At 69.4% G+C, this 16,834-nt stretch carries 20 protein-coding genes; 5 read left to right on the plus strand and 15 right to left on the minus strand.

Annotation, left to right across the window (positions count from 1 at the left end; genetic code table 11):
* Positions 1-277: 277 nt before the first annotated feature.
* The 9 genes from Aple_RS36765 to Aple_RS36805 all read right to left on the minus strand — a co-directional run bounded on the left by Aple_RS36765 (position 278) and on the right by Aple_RS36805 (position 7,628).
* Positions 278-646 carry a metal-sulfur cluster assembly factor gene (locus tag Aple_RS36765; RefSeq protein WP_155349362.1) on the minus strand — a complete coding sequence of 123 codons (369 nt, stop codon included), beginning with the start codon at positions 644-646 and terminating at the stop codon, positions 278-280.
* Positions 646-1,077, minus strand: a complete 432-nt coding sequence (gene sufU / locus Aple_RS36770) for a Fe-S cluster assembly sulfur transfer protein SufU (protein ID WP_155349363.1) — start codon at positions 1,075-1,077, stop codon at positions 646-648. The genes Aple_RS36765 and sufU overlap by 1 nt, the downstream gene beginning before the upstream one ends.
* On the minus strand, positions 1,074-2,345 hold the full coding sequence (locus tag Aple_RS36775; RefSeq protein ID WP_155349364.1) for a cysteine desulfurase: 1,272 nt from the start codon (positions 2,343-2,345) through the stop codon (positions 1,074-1,076). The genes sufU and Aple_RS36775 overlap by 4 nt, the downstream gene beginning before the upstream one ends.
* Positions 2,345-3,097 (minus strand): Fe-S cluster assembly ATPase SufC, encoded by a 753-nt coding sequence (sufC, locus tag Aple_RS36780; protein WP_425544284.1) that lies wholly within the window; start codon positions 3,095-3,097, stop codon positions 2,345-2,347. The genes Aple_RS36775 and sufC overlap by 1 nt, the downstream gene beginning before the upstream one ends.
* Positions 3,094-3,411, minus strand: a complete 318-nt coding sequence (locus Aple_RS36785; protein WP_155349366.1) for a Rieske (2Fe-2S) protein — start codon at positions 3,409-3,411, stop codon at positions 3,094-3,096. Before Aple_RS36785 ends, sufC begins: the two co-directional genes overlap by 4 nt.
* Positions 3,408-4,526, minus strand: a complete 1,119-nt coding sequence (sufD, locus tag Aple_RS36790) for a Fe-S cluster assembly protein SufD (protein WP_155349367.1) — start codon at positions 4,524-4,526, stop codon at positions 3,408-3,410. The genes Aple_RS36785 and sufD overlap by 4 nt, the downstream gene beginning before the upstream one ends.
* A gap of 2 nt (positions 4,527-4,528) precedes the next feature.
* Positions 4,529-5,941, minus strand: coding sequence for a Fe-S cluster assembly protein SufB (sufB, locus tag Aple_RS36795; RefSeq protein WP_155349368.1), 1,413 nt, complete (start codon positions 5,939-5,941; stop codon positions 4,529-4,531).
* Positions 5,938-6,708 (minus strand): helix-turn-helix transcriptional regulator, encoded by a 771-nt coding sequence (locus tag Aple_RS36800; RefSeq protein ID WP_155349369.1) that lies wholly within the window; start codon positions 6,706-6,708, stop codon positions 5,938-5,940. Before Aple_RS36800 ends, sufB begins: the two co-directional genes overlap by 4 nt.
* A gap of 149 nt (positions 6,709-6,857) precedes the next feature.
* On the minus strand, positions 6,858-7,628 hold the full coding sequence (locus tag Aple_RS36805; RefSeq protein ID WP_155349370.1) for a VOC family protein: 771 nt from the start codon (positions 7,626-7,628) through the stop codon (positions 6,858-6,860).
* Positions 7,629-7,775: 147 nt separating this feature from the next.
* Here Aple_RS36805 and Aple_RS36810 point away from each other — a divergent pair, with 147 nt between their 5' ends.
* From Aple_RS36810 to Aple_RS36825, 4 genes are all read left to right on the plus strand, one after another.
* Positions 7,776-8,684: an ABC transporter ATP-binding protein gene (locus tag Aple_RS36810; protein WP_155349371.1), complete on the plus strand. Its 909-nt coding sequence runs from the start codon at positions 7,776-7,778 to the stop codon at positions 8,682-8,684.
* Between the two features lie 247 nt (positions 8,685-8,931).
* Entirely contained in the window at positions 8,932-9,696 is a 765-nt protein-coding gene (locus Aple_RS36815; protein ID WP_155349372.1) for an ABC transporter permease, read from the plus strand.
* Entirely contained in the window at positions 9,693-9,977 is a 285-nt protein-coding gene (locus Aple_RS36820) for a VOC family protein (RefSeq protein ID WP_174889924.1), read from the plus strand. Before Aple_RS36815 ends, Aple_RS36820 begins: the two co-directional genes overlap by 4 nt.
* 84 nt (positions 9,978-10,061) lie before the next feature.
* Positions 10,062-10,964: an EamA family transporter gene (locus Aple_RS36825; RefSeq protein WP_155349374.1), complete on the plus strand. Its 903-nt coding sequence runs from the start codon at positions 10,062-10,064 to the stop codon at positions 10,962-10,964.
* A 4-nt stretch (positions 10,965-10,968) separates the two neighbouring features.
* Here the strand turns inward: Aple_RS36825 and Aple_RS36830 are convergent, their stop codons facing one another.
* From Aple_RS36830 to Aple_RS36855, 6 genes are all read right to left on the minus strand, one after another.
* Complete coding sequence (locus Aple_RS36830; protein ID WP_155349375.1) at positions 10,969-11,646, minus strand: GntR family transcriptional regulator; 678 nt, start codon at positions 11,644-11,646, stop codon at positions 10,969-10,971.
* 131 nt (positions 11,647-11,777) lie between these two features.
* Positions 11,778-12,770: a proline racemase family protein gene (locus Aple_RS36835; protein WP_155349376.1), complete on the minus strand. Its 993-nt coding sequence runs from the start codon at positions 12,768-12,770 to the stop codon at positions 11,778-11,780.
* Between the two features lies 1 nt (position 12,771).
* Entirely contained in the window at positions 12,772-13,662 is an 891-nt protein-coding gene (locus Aple_RS36840; RefSeq protein ID WP_155349377.1) for a dihydrodipicolinate synthase family protein, read from the minus strand.
* On the minus strand, positions 13,652-14,953 hold the full coding sequence (locus Aple_RS55780) for an FAD/NAD(P)-dependent oxidoreductase (protein WP_155349378.1): 1,302 nt from the start codon (positions 14,951-14,953) through the stop codon (positions 13,652-13,654). Before Aple_RS55780 ends, Aple_RS36840 begins: the two co-directional genes overlap by 11 nt.
* Entirely contained in the window at positions 14,950-15,201 is a 252-nt protein-coding gene (locus Aple_RS36850) for a (2Fe-2S)-binding protein (protein WP_155349379.1), read from the minus strand. The genes Aple_RS55780 and Aple_RS36850 overlap by 4 nt, the downstream gene beginning before the upstream one ends.
* The gene (locus Aple_RS36855) at positions 15,198-16,442 is read right to left on the minus strand and encodes an NAD(P)/FAD-dependent oxidoreductase (RefSeq protein WP_155349380.1); all 1,245 of its coding nucleotides are present in this window, start codon (positions 16,440-16,442) and stop codon (positions 15,198-15,200) included. The genes Aple_RS36850 and Aple_RS36855 overlap by 4 nt, the downstream gene beginning before the upstream one ends.
* Positions 16,443-16,612: 170 nt before the next feature.
* Between Aple_RS36855 and Aple_RS36860 the strand changes: the two genes are divergently transcribed.
* On the plus strand, positions 16,613-16,834 hold a 222-nt coding region (locus Aple_RS36860), incomplete at its 3' end, for a COX15/CtaA family protein (protein ID WP_246265012.1).

The following is a 16,834-nucleotide window of genomic DNA, read 5'->3' on the forward strand; positions in this document are numbered from 1 at the left end:
AGGACGAGCCAGGTGGTCCGGACGGCCTCAGGCCGTTCCGGACGAAGGCACCCCTTTCAGGTGCCGGACGGTGCCGGTTCTGCGCACCGCCCCTGAGGCCGGGGATCCGTCCCCGGCCACGTCGCAACCACGTCAGCGTGGCGCGAAATCTGCTCAGCAGTGTGCAGGTGCCGCGGTTCACAGTCGCGGCGCGAGGTCACTGGTCGTGACCGACCCAGCGGCTTGGAAAAGCCGGGGTCCGATGTATCTTACCCCGGATTTCCGGGCGTCATGACCATCACACGTTGAAGCCCAGCATCCTCAGCTGATCGCGGCCCTCGTCGGTGATCTTGTCGGGGCCCCACGGCGGCAGCCACACCCAGTTGATGACCACGCTGGAGACCATGTCGGCCAGCGCCGAGTTGGCCTGGTCCTCGATGACGTCGGTGAGCGGGCAGGCCGCGCTGGTGAGCGTCATGTCGATGGTGGCGACCGGCAGCTCGCCCTCGCCGGCGGCGTCCAGGTTGAGGCCGTAGATGAGGCCGAGGTCGACGACGTTGATGCCCAGCTCGGGGTCGACGACGTCCTTCAGCGCCTCCATGACGTCGTCCAGAGCCAGATCGCCGTCATATGCCGCCACGGTGGGCGTCTCAGTGGGCTTGCTCATCAGGAACTCCTCACCACAGCGTCCTTGTATGCCATCCAGGCCAGCAGCGCGCATTTCACCCGCGCGGGGAACTTGGCCACCCCGGCGAACGCGACGGCGTCACCGAGCACCTCTTCGTCGGCCTCGACCGTGCCCCGGCCCTGCATGAGCCGGGTGAACTCGTCGACCACCGCGAGCGAGTCCTCGACCGTGGACCCGGCCGCCAGCTCGTGCAGCACCGACGCGGCGGCCTGGCTGATCGAACAGCCCTGCCCCTCGTACGACACGTCGGCGACCTTGCCCGACTCCACCTTGACCCGCAGCGTGATCTCGTCGCCACAGGTCGGGTTCACGTGGTGAACCTCGGCGTCGTACGGCTCCCGCAGGCCACGCCCCTGCGGGTGCTTGTAATGCTCCAGGATCAACTCCTGGTACATCGATTCCGCGATCATCCGAACACTTTCTGCACATGATGGAGCCCGCGAACCAGGGCGTCGATCTCGTCGGTGGTGTTGTAAAGGTACAGCGAAGCCCGCGTCGTGGCCGGGATGCCGAACCGCAGGTGCAGCGGCCGCGCGCAATGGTGCCCGACCCGGACGGCGATGCCGAACACGTCGTCCAAGATCTGCCCCACATCGTGCGGATGTATGTCGAAGCCACCCGGCGTCTTCAACGTGAACGACACCGTGCCTCCCCGCGACTCCACCGACCGCGGACCGATCACCCGCAATCCCGAAATTTCCGACAAGGCGTCCAACGCGTACCCGGTCAGCTGGTGTTCCCACTCCTTGATGGCGGGCATGCCGACGTCGGTGAGATAGTCCACCGCGACGCCCAGGCCGATGGCCTCGACGATCGGCGGGGTCCCGGCCTCGAACTTGTGCGGCACCGGCGCGAACGTCGACCGGTCCATCCAGACCGCCTCGATCATCTCGCCCCCGCCCAGGAACGGCGGCATCGCGTCCAGCAGCTCCGCCTTGCCCCAGAGCACCCCGATCCCCGAGGGACCGACCATCTTGTGCCCGGTGAACGCGATGAAGTCCACGCCGAGCTCGGCCACGTCCACCGGCTTGTGCGGCACCGCCTGCGAGGAGTCCAGCAGCACCAGCGCGCCCACCTGGCGGGCCCGCGCCAGGATGGGCGAGATGGAGTTGACCGTGCCGAGCACGTTGGACTGGTGCGCGAACGCGACGACCTTCGTCCGCTCGTTGACGATCTCGTCCAGGTTCGACAGGTCCAGGCGGCCCTCGTCGGTGACGCCGAACCAGCGCAGCGTGGCGCCGCTTCGCTGAGCCGCGAACTGCCACGGCACGATGTTGGAGTGGTGCTCCATCTCGGTGATGACGATCTCGTCACCGGGGCCGAGCCGGAACCGCTCGTCGGTGTTGAGGGGGTTCCCGAAGGCGTACGCGACGAGGTTGATCGCCTCGGAGGCGTTCTTGGTGAAGATCACCTCGTCCCGCGAGGGCGCGCCGATGAAGGCGGCGACCTTGTCGCGGGCGTTCTCGTACGCCTCGGTGGATTCGGCGCCCAGCGCGTGATGGGCCCGCCCGACGTTGCTGTAGTGCATCGACAGGTGGTCCCGCATGGCCTCGATCACCTGGACCGGCTTCTGCGAGGAGTTGCCCGAGTCCAGGTAGATCAGCGGCCGCCCGCCGGGCAGCTCGCGGGAGAGGACCGGGAAGTCCTTCCTGATCCGCTCCACATCAAGGCCGTTCATCAGAGCGCGGCCTTCGTGTACGCCTCGTAGCCCTCGTCCTCCAGCTTCTCGGCCAGCTCGGGCCCGCCCTCCTCGACGATCCGGCCGGCGGCGAAGACGTGCACGAAATCGGGCGTCACGTAGCGCAGGATGCGGGTGTAGTGCGTGATCAGCAGCACCCCGGTGTCGCCGGACTCGCGGAACCGGTTGATGCCCTCGGAGACCACGCGCAGCGCGTCCACGTCCAGGCCGGAGTCGGTCTCGTCGAGGACGGCGATCTTCGGCTTGAGCAGCTCCAGCTGGAGGATCTCGTGCCGCTTCTTCTCGCCGCCGGAGAAGCCCTCGTTGGTGTTGCGGGTGGCGAAGGAGCCGTCGATGGCCAGCGCGTCCATGCCCTTCTTCAGGTCCTTGGCGAACTCGCGCAGCTTGGGGGCCTCGCCGCGGACGGCGGTGACGGCGCTGCGCAGGAAGTTGGAGACCGAGACGCCGGGCACCTCGACGGGATACTGCATGGCCAGGAACAGACCGGCGCGGGCGCGCTCGTCCACGGTCATGTCCAGCAGGTCCTCGCCGTCCAGCAGGACCCGGCCGGAGGTGATCGTGTATTTGGGGTGGCCCGCGATCGCGTACGCGAGGGTGGACTTGCCGGAGCCGTTGGGGCCCATGATGGCGTGCGTCTCCCCCGAGCTGACCACCAGGTCGACCCCCTTGAGGATCTCCTTGTCGCCGACGGACACGTGCAGGTCGTGAATCTCAAGCGTGGACACGGTCATGACTCCTTCGAGAGCGAGACATAGACGTCGTCGCCGTCGATCTTGACTGGGTAGGTGGAAACGGGCCTGGTGGCCGGGGGTCCGGTCGGCTTGCCGGTGGCCACGTCGAAGCAGGAGCCGTGCAGCCAGCATTCGAGCGTGCCGTCGTAGACGTCGCCCTCGCTCAGCCTGACCTCGGCGTGCGAGCACACGTCGTGGAGCGCGAACACGCCCTCGTCGGTGCGCACGATCGCGACCGGGGTGCCGTCGACCTCGACGGGAATGACCCCCTCGACGGGAATGTCCGCCAGCTTGCAGACCTTTTCGAACGTCATCGGGCGAGCTCCGCTTCCACCGCCGCCAGCACGCGCTCCTGGATCTCCGGCACGTCGATGCGCTGGATCAGCTCGTTGAAGAACCCGTGCACGACCAGCCGCCTGGCCTCCGCCTCGGGGATGCCGCGCGCCTGCAGGTAGAACAGGTGCTCGTCGTCCAGCCGCCCGGACGCGGAGGCGTGCCCCGCGCCGGTGATCTCACCGGTGAGAATCTCCAGGTTCGGCACGGAGTCCGCGCGGGCCCCGTCGGTGAGCAGCAGGTTGCGGTTGAGCTCGTAGGTGTCGGTGCCGGTGGCCTCGGCGCGGATGATGACGTCGCCGATCCAGACGGTGTGCGCGCCCTCGCCCTGCAGGCCGCCCTTGTAGATCACGTTGCTGCGGCAGTCGGGCAGGCTGTGATCCACCAGCAGCCGGTGTTCCAGGTGCTGCCCGGTGTCGGCGAAGTAGAGGCCGACCAGCTCGGCGTCGCCGCCGCGACCGGCGTAGCCGACGCGCGGGGAGAGCCGGACGACGTCGCCGCCGAGGGTGACCAGGATCGACTTGAAGGTGGCGTCCCGGCCGACCAGCGCGGTGTGCTGAGCCAGGTGCACCGCGTCCCGGTCGCTGTCCTGCAGGGCCACGAAGGTGACCTTCGCGCCGTCCCCGACCAGGAACTCGACGTTCCCAGCCCGGACCCCGGTGCCGGTGTGGGTGACCACGACGACGACCTCGGCCATCGGCTTGACGTCCACCAGCAGGTGGGTGAAGAGCGTGCCGCCCTCGCCGTGCACGTCGATCCGGATCGGCTCGGCGACCACGGCCTCGCGCGGCACGGTGATCACGGTCGCCTTCTCGAACGACGCGTACGCCTGGGCCGCGACCCGGTCGGCGGGCTTGCCGGCCTTGCCGATCCGAGGGTCGTCGCGGCCGACCAGCTCCGAACCGATCCCCTTGGGGAGGACCAGTTCCACCTTGTCGGTGCCGTCGGACACGGCGGAGCCGTCGTGCAGGCCCTTCAGCCGGGACAGCGGCGTGAACCGCCATTCCTCCTCGCGCCCGGTCGGGACCGGGAAATCGGCGAGGTCGTATGAGGCCTTCTCGTGCAGGGTGACGAGAGGCTTGGTCTCCAGGCCCATGGTCAGCCCACCGCTCCTTCCATCTGCAGCTCGATGAGCCGGTTGAGCTCCAGCGCGTACTCCATGGGGAGTTCGCGCGCGATGGGCTCGACGAAGCCGCGGACGATCATCGCCATCGCCTCGTCCTCGCCCAGGCCGCGGCTCATCAGGTAGAAGAGCTGGTCCTCGGAGACCTTGGAGACGGTGGCCTCGTGACCCATGGAGACGTCGTCCTCCCGCACGTCCACATACGGGTAGGTGTCGGAGCGGCTGATCTGGTCGACCAGCAGCGCGTCGCACTTCACCGTCGAGGCGGAGCCGTACGCGCCCTCCTCGATCTGCACCAGACCGCGGTACGACGTGCGCCCGCCGCCCCGCGCCACCGACTTGGAGATGATGGTGGAGGAGGTGTTCGGCGCGAGGTGCACCATCTTCGACCCGGCGTCCTGGTGCTGACCCTCGCCCGCGAACGCGACCGACAGGGTCTCGCCCTTGGCGTGCGCGCCCATCAGGTAGACGGCCGGGTACTTCATGGTGACCTTGGAGCCGATGTTGCCGTCGATCCACTCCATGGTCGCGCCCTCGTACGCCACCGCGCGCTTGGTGACCAGGTTGTAGACGTTGTTCGACCAGTTCTGGATGGTCGTGTAACGGCAGCGGGCGCCCTTCTTCACGATGATCTCCACGACCGCGGAGTGCAGCGAGTCGGAGGAGTAGATCGGCGCGGTGCAGCCCTCGACGTAGTGCACGTACGAGTTCTCGTCGACGATGATCAGGGTGCGCTCGAACTGGCCCATGTTCTCGGTGTTGATCCGGAAGTAGGCCTGCAGCGGGATCTCCACGCTGACGTTCGGCGGCACGTAGATGAAGGAGCCGCCGGACCAGGTCGCGGTGTTGAGCGCGGCGAACTTGTTGTCGCCGACCGGGATGACCGTGCCGAAATACTCCTTGAAGAGCTCCTCGTGCTCGCGCAGCCCGGTGTCGGTGTCGACGAAGATGACGCCCTTCTCCTCAAGGTCCTCGCGGATCTTGTGGTAGACGACCTCCGACTCGTACTGCGCGGCGACGCCGGCGATGAGGCGCTGCTTCTCCGCCTCGGGGATGCCGAGCTTGTCGTAGGTGTTCTTGATGTCGGCGGGCAGCTCGTCCCAGGACGCGGCCTGCTTCTCGGTGGAGCGGACGAAGTACTTGATGTTGTCGAAGTCGATGCCGGTCAGGTCGGCGCCCCAGGTGGGCATGGGCTTCCTGCCGAACAGCCGCAGGCCCTTCAGCCGCAGGTCGAGCATCCAGTCCGGCTCGTTCTTGAGCGCGGAGATGTTGCGGACCACGTCCTCGGAAAGGCCACGGCGCGCCACGGCTCCCGCGGCGTCCGAGTCGGACCAGCCGAACTTATAGTTCCCGAGGCCTTCCAGCTCCGGGCGGTCGGTGATAGTCACCTTCCGGACTCCTTGCTCTCTCTATGCTGCGGGCTGAGGATTACATGCGATCGGGGGCTTACATGGGTGGTGCAGATGCCGTCGCCGTGCGCGATGGTGGCCAGGCGCTGCACGGGCGTCCCGAGCAGCTGCCCGAAGGCCTCGGTCTCGGCCTCGCACAGCTGGGGGAACTCCGCGGCCACGTGCGCGACCGGGCAGTGGTGCTGGCAGAGCTGCTCGCCGCCGGTGCCGGTCTTGCTCGCCGAGGCCGCGTAGCCGTCGGCGGACAGGGCTTCGGCCAGCACCCGCAGCCGCTGGTCCTCCGGCACCTCGCGCATGATCGGCGTGAGGCGGGCGACCAGGGCGGACACCTGCGAGCGGGCGAAGTCGGTCACGGCCTCACCGCCGAGGCGTTCCGCCAGGAAGCGCAGGGCGCTCCCGGCCAGGTCATCGTATGCGTGTTCGAAGGCACTGCGGCCGGCGTCGGTGATGCCGAACAGCTTCGCGGGGCGGCCCCGGCCGCGCTGCCCGCGCTGGCGGGCGGTGCGCGGCTCGATCATGCCTTCGGCCAGGAGGTTGTCAAGGTGGCGGCGGACGGCGGCCGGGGTGAGCCCGAGCCGTTCGCCTAGCGCGGCCGCGGTCACCGGGCCGTGCTCCATGATGAGCCGGGCGACGTGGGCACGGGTCCCACGCTCGGCCGACGGCACAGCACCCGGCGCCGACGGCACAGCAGAGCGCCGCGAGGCCGCGGTCTCCCTAGTGTTCGCCGTCCCGGTCACGTATTTCACAACATCAGTGTGGCGTAATTCCTTCCCTCACCACAAACGGAAGCGGGATACGCGAAGAATGTAATTTGTCACGCAGGTAAGCCTTACCTAACCTGGGCAAACGCGATGATGGGCCGGGACTGATCAAGGTCCCGGCCCGTAATTCGCGATCAGGCCTGCTGCCAGGCGGCGAAAGTCGCGCGCTGCGGGTCCGCGAACACCGCGAACCGCCCCATGTCGGGGACGGTCATCGGCCCGTAGAGCTGCCGGGCGCCGAGGCCGCGCGCCTGCGCGATGGTGGCGTCCAGGTCCGCGGTGCCGAGGTAGACCAGCCAGTGCGCCGGCACCTCGGCCGGGAACTGGCTCCCCATCTCCATCATCCCGCAGACCGTCTCCCCGGCCATCATGAACATGGTGTACGGCGTGGAGCCCATCATGCGGTTGTCCGCGGTCCAGCCGAAGACCTGGGTGTAGAAGTTCTTGGCCGCCTCCACGTCGCGGGTCAGCAGCTCCACCCAGTTGAGCGTGCCCGGCTCGCCGGCCACCTGGGCGCCGGGGTGACGGTTGGACTGCCAGACGCTGACGTACGCGCCGGTCGGGTCCTGGAAGACGGCCATGGTGCCCTCGTCCACGATCTCCATGGGCTCCATGATCACGGTGCCGCCGGCCTCCCGGACCGCCTGCGCGGTCTTCCCGGCATCCTCGGTGGCGAAGTAGGTGTTCCAGCTGGTGGGCTGGTTCTCGCTCATCGTCCGGCCGATCCCGGCCACCGCCTTGCCGCCGCGGCGGAACATGCCGTATCCGCCGGTTTCCGGACGGTCGTCGAACTCGGCCGTCCAGCCGAAGAGCTGCCCGTAGAAGTCCTCCGACTCCTCGACGTTGGTGCTGGACAGGTCCACCCAGCAGGCCGTGCCCGGTCGATACCTCGTGAACTCCGGCATGCCGATCCCCCTTCTCGGTGACACAGGACGATTTAAGCGTTACACGGCTTTTGTCCCGAAATCTGCTGACTTTGCGGGATTCCATGCAAGGGTTTACCTGGGACGCCGGGGGCGGGAGCGGGCTCGGCACTCCCTAAACTCGTAGGCATGATTTCCCCTGCCGTCGAGATCACCGGCCTGGTGAAGCGGTACGGGCGGACCACAGCCGTCGACGGGCTGACCTTGAGGTGCGCTCGTGGCGAGGTGACGGCGATTCTGGGCCCCAACGGCGCGGGGAAGACCTCCACGATCGAGATCTGCGAGGGGTTCCTGCGGTTCGACGCGGGTTCGGTGCGGGTGCTCGGCCTGCTGCCCGGAGACCCCAGCCTGCGGGCGAGGGTCGGGGTGATGCCGCAGTCCGGCGGGGTGCCGCAGGCGATCAGGGCGGGCGAGTGGCTGCGCCTGGTGTCCCGGTTCCACGCCCATCCGCTCCCGGCCGCCGCGCTGCTGGACCGGCTGGGCCTGACCGAGCACGCGCGCACGCCGTTCCGGCGGCTGTCCGGCGGACAGCAGCAGCGGCTGTCGCTGGCCGCCGCCGTGATCGGGCGTCCGGAGCTGGTGTTCCTGGACGAGCCGACCGCCGGGCTCGACCCGCAGGCCAGGCACGCCTGCTGGGAGGTCGTCGGCGAGCTCAGAGCGGCCGGCGTCTCGGTGGTGCTGACCACCCACTACATGGACGAGGCGGAGAAACTCGCCGACCACGTCGTCATCATCGACCGGGGCCGCGTCGTCTCCGAGGGCAGCCCCGCCGCCCTCACCGGCGCGGAACGCCAGCTCCGCTTCCGCGCCCGGCCCGGGCTCGACCTCGACGAGCTGCTCGCCGCCCTGCCCGCGGGGAGCGCCGCGAAGGAGTCCCCGGCGGGCCACTACATCATCGAGGGCCTGGTCGATCCGTCGCTGCTGGCCACCGTGACCGCCTGGTGCGCCACCGAGGGCGTGACGACCGAGGACCTGAGCATCGAACGCCGCACCCTGGAGGACGTCTTCCTGGAGCTGACGGGAAGGGAACTCAGGTGAACGTTCAACCGATCCGCACCGCCACATCAGCCGCCAGGCCCGGCCATCGACTGTCCGGGAGGCCACAGATCTTCCGGCTTGAGCGTGGATTTCGCCGGTTCCGGGAGCGCTGGCAGACGCGTCAGGCCGAACCCATCCAGATCCGGCAAGTCCCAGATGCCCGGAATTGCCAACCGATCCGAATGGCGAGACTCCGCCAAGCGCTCCAAACCCGATTTTTCCGACAAGTCCTGGCGGATTCATGGCGATGACCACTCTCGACTTCAGTCCCGCGCCCGGGGCGGCGCCGCTCGGGCGGATGGTGTTCGCGCAGGCGGGGGCCGAGGTCCGGGCGATGCTGCGCAATGGCGAGCAGCTGCTGCTGACCATGATCATTCCGGTGTTGCTGCTGGTCGGCTTCTCCAAGGCGCCGCTGCTGGACGTGGCGGGCGAGCGGGTGGATTTCGTGGCGCCCGGCGTGCTGGCGCTGGCGATCATGTCCACCGCCTTCACCGGCCAGGCGATCGCGACGGGGTTCGAGCGGCGTTACGGCGTGCTCAAGCGCCTGGGCGCCACTCCCCTGTCGCGGACCGGGCTGATGCTGGCCAAGACGGCGGCGGTGCTCGCGGTCGAGGTGCTCCAGGTCGTGGTGCTGGTCGCGGTCGCGCTGGGGCTCGGCTGGTCGCCGCGCGGCAATCCGCTGTGGGCCGCGGCGCTGATCCTGCTGGGTACGGCGGCGTTCAGCGGTCTCGGCCTGCTGATGGCCGGAACCCTGCGCGCGGAGGCGACGCTGGCGGGGGCGAACCTGGTCTACCTGGTGATGCTGGGCCTCGGCGGAGTGGTGCTCCCGCTGTCGACCTATCCCCAGGGGATCCAGCCTGTGCTGGAGTTCCTTCCGCTGGGCGCCTTCACGGACGGGATGCGTTCGGTGCTCGCCGACGGCGGCGGGCTCCCGTGGCTGGCGGTGTGCGTCCTCGCGGGCTGGGCGGCAGTGTCCCTGACGCTGGCGGCCAGGACCTTCAGGTGGGAATGAACCTACTGGTCATCTACACCCCGCGGATGGAAGAGTGCCGCGTCTTCTACGAAGCGCTGGGGCTGTCCTTCGTCTCGGAGCAGCACGGGCGGGGTCCGGAGCATTTAGCGGCCGAATGGCCCGATGGCATGGTCATCGAGCTGTATCCGGCGACGGCCGAGCGGCTGACGGGCGCGCTGCGCCTCGGGTTCGAGGTGGACGGCTCCACCGTTGCCTTGCCTCCTGGGAGGCACCTGCTGGCCGACCCCGACGGGCGCAAGATCGATCTGATGGTTCAATGACGGGTATTTAACCATTCGCCCGAATTGGGGAGATGCCTCTACGATTTGGGGGCTGTTCAGCTCGTACGTGAAGGAGTTGCGCTCGTGACCGCCGAGACCGTTTCCGGGTCCGCACGGCCGTACAGGATTCGGATCGGGGCGGGGGTCAGGGCCGCGTCCGACGCGGTGCCGCCGTCGGGGCTGGTGTTGCTGGCGATCGTGTCGGTGCAGGTGGGGGCGGGGCTGGCGAAGAACCTGTTCGCGATGTTGCCGCCGAGCGCGGTGGTGTTCCTGCGGATCAGCACGGGGGCGCTGGTGCTGGTGGCGATCGCGCTGCCCCGGGTGCGGGGGCTCAGCCGCAAGGATCTGCTGGCGGGGGCGGCGTTCGGGGTCAGTCTCGGGCTGATGAACCTGTCGTTCTACGAGGCGCTCGCCCGGCTGCCGATGGGGATCGCGGTGGCGATCGAGTTCATCGGGCCGCTGACGGTCGCCGTGGTGGCGTCGCGGCGCCGGCTGGACCTGCTGTGGGTGGTGCTGGCGGCGGCCGGGATCATGCTGCTCGCGCCGTGGGGGAAGGCGGCGGGCGCGAGCTGGGCGGGGATCGGGTTCGCGCTGGGGGCGGGGGCGCTCTGGGCGGCCTACATCCTGCTGTCGGCCTCGGTCGGGCGGCGTTTCCCCGGCACCACGGGATTATCCTTCGCGATGCTGGTGTCCACGCTGGTGATCGCGCCGGTGGGGATCACCGCCGGGGGCATGGACCTGCTCCGGCCCGAGATCCTGCTGCTCGGGCTCGGCGTCGGGCTGCTGTCGTCGGTCATCCCCTACACGCTGGAGCTGGAGGCGCTGCGCCGGATGCCCAAGCGGGTGTTCGGCATCCTGATGAGCCTGGAACCTGCCGCCGCCGCGCTGGTCGGGCTGTTCATCCTGGGCGAGGTGCTGCACCTGCGCGAGTGGGCGGCCATCGGCTGCGTGGTCATCGCCTCGATCGGCGCGACCAGGTCCAATTGACCAATCACTCAGGCTTGTTCGCCCAGATGCCGCGGACGTGCTGGATGTGGTGGTTCATGATGTGCTCGGCGGCGGTCGCGTCGCCGCGGCTGAGGGCGTCGAGCAGGTCGAGGTGCTCGTGCGCCGAGTTGGCCAGCACGCCCCGGTCGGCCAGGCCCTTCAGCCCGTAGAGCCGGGCCCGGCCGCGCAGGTCGCGGACGACCTCCACCAGGTGCGCGTTGCCGGACATGCCCAGCAGCTCCAGGTGGAAGCTCAGGTCGGCGTTGACGTAGGTGAGCAGGTCGCCGCGGACGGCGGCGGTGATGATCTCGCGGGCCAGCGGGCGCAGCCGCTCGAACTCGGCCGCCCTGGCCGGGTCGGCCAGCCGGGCCACGGTCGGGACCTCGATCAGCTGCCGGAGCTCGGTGATCTCGTCCAGGTCCCGTTCCGACATCTCGGTGACCCGGAAGCCCTTGTTGCGCACGGCCTCGACCAGGCCCTCCTTGGCCAGGTCGAGCATGGCCTCCCGGACCGGGGTGGCCGAGACGCCGAACTGGGCGGCCAGCACGGGGGCCGAGTAGACCACCCCCGGCCGCATCTCCCCCGCGACCAGGGCCCCCCGCAACGCCTGGGCGACCTGCTCGCGCAGGCTCAGCCGCTCCCCGACCGCCGGCAGGCCGAGCCCTTCAGCTCCCCGAGCCATCCCACTCCCCACTCGCGTACTCCCTGCCAGCATGACATCCGTTCCGGGGCTTTCCGGGGCCGGAATGGTTCCGGCGGGATGGCCAAAGGGGGATCGTACCGTTTCGCATCCGGACAAACGGCATCAGGTGATCAGAGCAAGAATCCATTTGGGAACGGGTCAGCGGGGTCGAGGAAATATTGGGCGGTGCCGGTGATCCAGGCGCGGCCGGTGATCGTGGGGATCACGGCGGGGAGTTCCGCGACGGTGGTCTCCTCGATCAGGCGGCCGATGAAGCGGGTGCCGATGAAGGATTCGTTGACGAAGTCCGTACCAATGGGGAGTTCGCCGCGGGCGTGGAGCTGGGCCATTCTGGCGCTGGTGCCGGTGCCGCACGGGGAGCGGTCGAACCAGCCGGGGTGGATCGCCATGGCGTGGCGGGACAGCCGGGCGTCGGAGCCGGGGGCGAGGAACTGCACGTGGTGGCAGCCCTTGATGCCGGGATCGAGCGGGTGCGCGGGTTCGGGAATCGCGTCCATGATCGCCAGTCCGGCGTCGAGGATCTGCTGCTTGTACGCCCGATCGAACGGAAGCCCGACGGCTTCGATGGGGACAATCGCGTAAAAATTCCCGCCATAAGCGAGGTCGTAGGTTATTTCGCCATATCCGGTGACTTTTATGGTCTGGTCCAGGGCGACGCTGAACGAGGGCACGTTCTGGATGGTGACCGAGGTCGCGGCCCCGTCCTCGACGGCGACCGACGCGGTGACCAGACCGGCGGGCGTGTCGAGCCTGATCGTGGTCACCGGCTCGGTCACCTCGACCATCCCGGTCTCCACCAGGACGGTGGCGACGCCGATCGTGCCGTGCCCGCACATGGGCAGGCAGCCGGACACCTCGATGTAGAGCACTCCCCAGTCGGCGTCCGGCCGGGTGGGAGGCTGCAGGATCGCGCCGCTCATCGCCGCGTGGCCGCGCGGCTCGTACATGAGCAGGGTACGGACATGGTCCAGGTTGGCCATGAAATATTCGCGGCGCTCCGCCATGGTGGCGCCCGGGATCACCCCGACTCCGCCGGTGATGACCCGGGTCGGCATGCCCTCGGTGTGCGAGTCGACGGCGTGGAACACCCGTTTGGTCCGCATGTCAGCGCAGTCCTTCCGCGAGGGCCTTCTCGGTCGCCGCCCGGACCGCCGCCGCCTGCGCGGGCAGCAGCGGCTGCCTGGGAGGCCGGCAGCCGCCGCCCGGCCGCCCGGCGAGGTCCATGGACAGCTTGATGGCCTGCACGAACTCGATCTTGGCGTCCCAGCGCAGCAGCGGGTGCAACACGCGATACAGCGGCTGCGCGACGCCCAGATCCCCGGCCATGGCCGCCCGGTAGAGGCGCACCGTGGCCTCGGGCAGGGCGTTCGGGTAGCCCGCCACCCAGCCGACCGCGCCGGCCAGCGCCAGTTCGAGCAGCACGTCGTCGGAGCCGACCAGCAGATCCAGGCCCGGCGCGAGCTCCGCGATCTCGTACGCCCTGCGGACGTCGCCGGTGAACTCCTTGACGGCCACGATCAGGCCTTCGGCGTACAGCTGGGCCAGCAGCGCCGGGGTGAGGTCGATCTTGGTGTCGATCGGGTTGTTGTAGGCGACGATCGGCACGCCCGCCTCGGCGACGATCCGGTAGTGCTCGACCGTGGCGCGCTCGTCGGCGCGGTAGCTGTTGGGCGGCAGCAGCATGACCGCGCCGCATCCGGCCTCCCCGGCCTGCTCGGCCCAGCGTTTGGCCTCCTGGGCGCCATAGGCGGCGATGCCCGGCATGACGCGGTCCGCGCCGATGGCCGTGACGGCGGTGCGGACGACCTGGGCGCGCTCGTCTGCGGTCAGCGTCTGGTACTCCCCCAGCGACCCGTTCGGCACGACACCGTCACAGCCGGACGCCACCAGCCACCGGCAATGCTCGCCAAAGGCATCGAAATCTACGGACAAATCAGCTTTTAGTGGGAGTGCAGTGGCGACCATCACGCCGCGCCACGGCTTCTCACGTGTCATCGTTGGATCTCCTCAAGGGGTAGGCGGCCAGGTCCTGCAAGCTGATGGGCTGCGCGAAGGGGCGGCGCGGCGGTGGCGGGTCCTCCCCCGCCAGCCGGGCGACGGCGTAGCCGCACATCCGGCCCTGGCACCAGCCCATGCCCGGCCGGGCCAGCAGCTTGATCGACCGCGCGTCGGTGGCGCCCAGCTCCCGCGCCGCGCAGATCGCCTGGTACGGAACCTCCTCGCACCGGCAGACGATCGTGTCCTCCCGCAGCCAGCTCCGCCAGCCGTCCCGGACGGGGAACACCTCGTGCAGCAGCCGCGCGAACGCCCGCGCGCGCTCTCTCCGGCGCGTGATTCCGGGCGGGACGGGCGTGCCGGTGATCGAGTGCGCGGCGATGACGCCTTCGAGCTCGGCCAGCTCCGCGCCGCCGACGCCGGTGCTCTCCCCGGCCGCGTACACGCCGGGAACCGAGGTCCGCATCTCCGCGTCGACCGCCACGATCGGGCTGCCATCGGAGTCCCGCGTGGTCGCGCATCCAAGCTGCACGGGCAGATCGAGTTGCGGCACGAACCCGTAACCCACCGCGAGCACGTCACACTCGATGTCCCGCGTCTTGACCGCCTGCCACCCCGCGTCGATCTTCGCCACGGTGACTTTCGTGAGCTCATCGGTCCCATGCGCCGCGACGACGGCCTGTCCCCGGTGGTACGGCACTCGATGCCGCGCCAGCCGTACCCCATAACCGGCGCCTTCAAGAACTTTGGCCGGATACCGCGCCAATGCACCCACCCGACGAGCCGCCTCGAACACCCCGACGACGTCCGCACCAGCGGCGGCGAGCCCAGCCGCGACAGGCAACAGAAACGGCCCGGTCCCCGCCACCACAATCCGCCGCCCGGCCACCACGAGATTCCCCTTGAGCAGCGCCTGCGCACCCCCGGCGGTCATCACCCCAGGCAGATCCCACCCGGGAAACGGCACCACCCGATCGTGCGCCCCCGTCGCGATCAGCAACCGCTCCCCCGCCAACGTCCCACCGTCGAAGTGCACCGAAAACGAAGGCTCCACCGCCCACACCCGGCACCCCAGGCGAAGATCGACCCCAGCCAGACGATCACGAAGCCTGAGAAAGTCCCGCGAGGTTTCCTTCCGGACGCTGATCTCTGGCGGCGGCTGGCGATGGAATTGACCGCCGAGTCGTGGGGCGGCGTCGATCAGTGCGACGTCCAGTCCCGCCCGTGCCGCGGTGCCCGCTGCCGCCATCCCGGCCGGGCCGGCCCCGATGACTATGAGGTCATATTTCACGACGGGGTCACCTCGTCCCCAGGGTGAGCCGTCGTCAGGCAGGCGCGGACGTTGGGTTCGCCGTTGACGGTGAGCAGGCAGTCGAAGCAGACACCGATGCCGCAGAACAGGCCGCGCGGGCGGCCGTTGATCCTGGTGGTGCGCCAGGATCGGATTCCGGCGGCGTGGAGGGCCGCTCCGATCGTCTGGCCGGGCAGGACCGGGATGGGCCGCCCGGAGAAGACGATCTCGAAGCCGGGGGCGGTCATGCGAACCTCTCTGGACGGAACGGGAAGAGGTCGAGATCCGGCGACGCGCCGGATTCGCCGGATTCGTTCGATCCCCCGGACGGACCGAATCCGCCAGAAGAGCGGGCTTGGCCGGAAGAACCGGATCCGGATGGGCCAGGTCGGCCGGAAGGACTGACTTGGCCGGAAGGGCTGGATCCGCTGGTGAGGAGTTGGGAGATCAGTAGGCCGGTGGCGGGGGCGAGGCCGATGCCCGCGCCTTCGTGGCCGGTGGCGTGGTAGAGGCCGGGGGCGCGAGGGTCGGGGCCGATGACGGGGAGATGGTCGGGGCAGTAGGGGCGGAAGCCGCAGTAGGCGCGGATCGCTTGCCTGCCGGCGAGGGCGGGGAACAGCGCGATCGCCTGTTCGGCCAGCCGGGCGAGAACCGGATAGGCGATATTTCGGTCATATCCGACTCGTTCGCGGCTGGCGCCGATGAGGACCGTGCCCGCCGGGGTGCCCTCCACGACCGCCGAGGTCTCCAGGCCCTCGTCTTCGCTGGCCACGTTGGTGACGTACGCGGCCGTGTAGACCTTGTGCCGGATCAGCGGCTCGGGGAGCGGTTCGGTGACCAGGATGAAGCCGCGTCGCGGCAGCACCGGCAGGTTGACCCCCGCCAGGGCGGCGACGTCGCCCGCCCAGGTCCCGGCGGCGTTGACGACGGCTCCGGCGCGCAGATCGCCCTCATCGGTCCTGACCCCGACGACCCGGTCTCCCGATCGGGCGAGACCGGTCACCCGTACCCCCGTACGAACCTGGGCGCCGGAAGCCCGCAGCAGGCGGGCGGCGGCGAGCATGGGCTGGACCTGGGCGTCCTGCGGGTAGTAGACGCCGCCCGCCAGCCCGCGCGCGATATGCGGCTCGTACTCCTCCGGATCCACCACGGCGGCCCGCACCCCGCTGGACTCCTGCTTGGCGGCGAGCCCGGTCAGCGCGGTCAGCACCTCAGGCGTCTCGGCGACGACGAGCCCGCCCTTCGGCTCGTACTCGAACCCGCCGACCGCCACGGCCAGCTCCGCCCAGAGCCCGGACGACAACAACGCCAGATCCAGCTCAGGCCCCGGCTCCTTATCCGAAACCAGGACATTGCCTTCTCCGGCCCCCGTGGTTCCGCCCGCGACCGTCCCCTGATCCACCACGACGACGCTCAACCCGGCCCGCGCGGCATAGAAGGCACAAGCGGCCCCCACCACTCCCGCCCCGATCACCACCACGTCCGACATGCAAGTAAAATGTCACATTCCACCATGCGATCGCAAGAGCGGCCTCGCGGCGGCATCGAGACGGCGGTCGTGCCGGGGCGAAACCAGGACCGCACCCCAGGCCACCTACGATGTCAGGCGTGAACCTGCGCTCCCTCCACCACTCGTTCTGGACGCCCACTCAGCGAAGCATGCGATCGTGGGCACTCGCGGCGGTAGTGGTCAACGCGGGCATCACGGTCACCGGCGCCGCCGTCCGCCTGACCGGCTCCGGCCTCGGCTGCCCGACCTGGCCGAGATGCACCCCCGACAGCTTCGTCCCGGCCGCGCACCCCGAGATCTCCCCGATCAACACCGCGATCGAATTCGGCAACCGCATGCTCACCTTCCTCGTCCTCGCGGTCGCGGTGGCA

The sequence above is a fragment of the Acrocarpospora pleiomorpha genome, assembly GCF_009687885.1.
Classification (GTDB): domain Bacteria; phylum Actinomycetota; class Actinomycetes; order Streptosporangiales; family Streptosporangiaceae; genus Acrocarpospora; species Acrocarpospora pleiomorpha.